The 1,934-nt window shown below is 61.3% G+C and carries 2 protein-coding genes, 1 tRNA gene and 1 pseudogene; all 4 read left to right on the top strand.

Going from position 1 to position 1,934, the window contains the following annotated elements; translation table 11 throughout:
• The first annotated feature begins 18 nt into the window (after positions 1–18).
• The 4 genes and pseudogenes from YU3_RS0133910 to YU3_RS42025 all read left to right on the top strand — a co-directional run bounded on the left by YU3_RS0133910 (position 19) and on the right by YU3_RS42025 (position 1,608).
• Positions 19–95: transfer RNA gene (locus YU3_RS0133910), tRNA-Met, on the top strand.
• Between the two features lie 148 nt (positions 96–243).
• Positions 244–885: a ThuA domain-containing protein gene (locus YU3_RS0133905; protein WP_027170306.1), complete on the top strand. Its 642-nt coding sequence runs from the start codon at positions 244–246 to the stop codon at positions 883–885.
• A 61-nt stretch (positions 886–946) separates the two neighbouring features.
• Positions 947–1,237: a type II toxin-antitoxin system ParD family antitoxin gene (locus tag YU3_RS40220; RefSeq protein WP_084508510.1), complete on the top strand. Its 291-nt coding sequence runs from the start codon at positions 947–949 to the stop codon at positions 1,235–1,237.
• 61 nt (positions 1,238–1,298) lie between these two features.
• Positions 1,299–1,608, top strand: a pseudogene (locus YU3_RS42025) (type II toxin-antitoxin system RelE/ParE family toxin).
• Positions 1,609–1,934: the final 326 nt, after the last annotated feature.

The raw sequence follows: 1,934 nt of genomic DNA, 5'->3' as shown, positions 1-1,934 counted from the left end.
ACGCTTGCTCGTAGTTGACGCGGGGTGGAGCAGCCCGGTAGCTCGTCAGGCTCATAACCTGAAGGTCACAGGTTCAAATCCTGTCCCCGCAACCAAACAACAAAACGCCCGCCTCGCGCGGGCGTCTTTGTTTTTTGCCCTGCGCTTCTTTCCAACTCGACTCGGCGGAGCTTTGCAGCGATGGTCGCTCGGCGCCCGCGGGCCATACATTCGGCCGCGGCGCTGACGTAAGAGGAGTAGAAGATGCGGCAGGCGCTGATCGTATGGGGCGGCTGGGAGGGCCACGAGCCCGAAGCCGGCGCTCGTGTCGTCAAGGCGATGCTCGAGGAAGAGGGCTTTGCCGTGCGTGTCGAGAACACGACCGCGGTCTTCGCCGATCCGGCGATCGCCGAGCTCAGCCTTATCGTGCCGATCTACACGATGTCCAAGCTCACGAAGGCGGAAGAAGCCAACCTGACGAAAGCGGTCGAAAACGGCGTCGGCCTTGGCGGCTATCATGGAGGCATGGGCGACGCGTTTCGCGAATCGCCCGACTATCAGTTCATGTGCGGCGGGCAATGGGTCGCGCATCCGGGCAACATCATCGACTATAATGTAAAGGTGACGCGGCGCGACGACCCGGTCATGCAAGGCATCGACGATTTCCCCTACCGCTCCGAACAATATTACATGCATGTTGACCCGTCGAACGAAGTGCTGGCGACGACCACCTTCTCCGGCGAATATGCGCCGTGGATCGACGGCGTCGTCATGCCGGTGGTGTGGAAGCGCAGGCACGGCAAAGGGCGGGTGTTCTATTCCTCACTGGGGCATGTGGCCGCGGAGTTCGAGGTGCCGCAGATGCGCACCATCCTGCGCCGCGGGCTGGCGTGGGCCGCCCGCTGAGGCGGCGGGTACACCCCGCCTAAAGCGCGTCGTCGCGATCCTCGATCGGGCGCCGGCGTGCTTGATCGACATTTCGATTGCCGCCCGATTCGGTGGAGTCTTCCACCGAATCGCAAAGGCCAGCGAGGTTGTTCGCGCGGGCCTGCGCATGCTCGAGGATTTTGAGGCAGAGCGGGAGAAGTGGCTGCGCGAGGAAATCCCGTCGCGCATGGCCGAGCTCCAGCGGGATCCGGCAAAGGGAATCCCGGCTAATGCATGTCGCCCAGAAGTGTGCAGCGGTTCTGGGCGACATGCATCAAAACAAAGACTTAAAGCGCGTCGCCTGAATCCGTTTCAGTGCGACGCGCTTTAAAACGGTATTTTCCCGGCTGGAGGCCCGTCATCGCGCGCTGCAGGCGAAAGCCAAGTAGGGGATGGAATGCCGGATTGTCTTCCACGCGAAAACGGAGGCCGAACTCGAACAACTCTATGAGGATAGCCGAGCGTGCGTCGCCGGCGGTTGCCTGGAATTTTGTCGTGGGCATCCGCGATCATTGCCTGGGCTTGTCGACATTTCCACAGTGCGGCACCGAGCGGATGGAGATCATGCCGGGCTGCGGATCATCGGCTATCGCCGCGCGGTCAGTGTCGTTTTCGCTGTCGACGGCGAGCGTGTGCTGATCCTGGGCATCTTTCTACGCCGGTCGGACCATCACGCCCGAATTGCTCGAAGAACGGCTCTAAACGGAGGGTCAGTCGGGCGCCGTGGTCGACATTCGGCTAAGTGCTGCAGGCGATTTCTGGGTTGAACGCCTTCGCCCGGCGAAACGGTTGTGGCTGCTATCGCCGGAATGGCTGGCAACGGATCGCCGGTCAAAATTCGACGAAGCCAGCTTACCATTTTTCCCTCCGTGGATATCTCCACGAGAAATCGAAAAAAGAGCGATCCTGGCTGTTGACAGTTCGATGAGGTGGCGACTATATACGCCCCACCAACGAGGGCGGCGCGCCGCTGGCGACGAAGAAGTTCGCTTCTAGATCTGCCCTCTGCGAAATTCAAGAGAGCCGCG

The sequence above is a fragment of the Mesorhizobium sp. WSM3224 genome (genome assembly GCF_000427725.1).
GTDB lineage: Bacteria > Pseudomonadota > Alphaproteobacteria > Rhizobiales > Rhizobiaceae > Mesorhizobium.
Note: the sequence above shows the minus strand (reverse complement) of the source record. Positions and strands in the feature narration are given on the sequence as shown.

Excerpts from the sequence above, each read along its gene's own strand:
- YU3_RS0133905 (WP_027170306.1), top strand. The coding sequence starts at position 244 with ATGCGGCAGGCGCTGATCGTATGGGGCGGCTGGGAGGGCCACGAGCCC.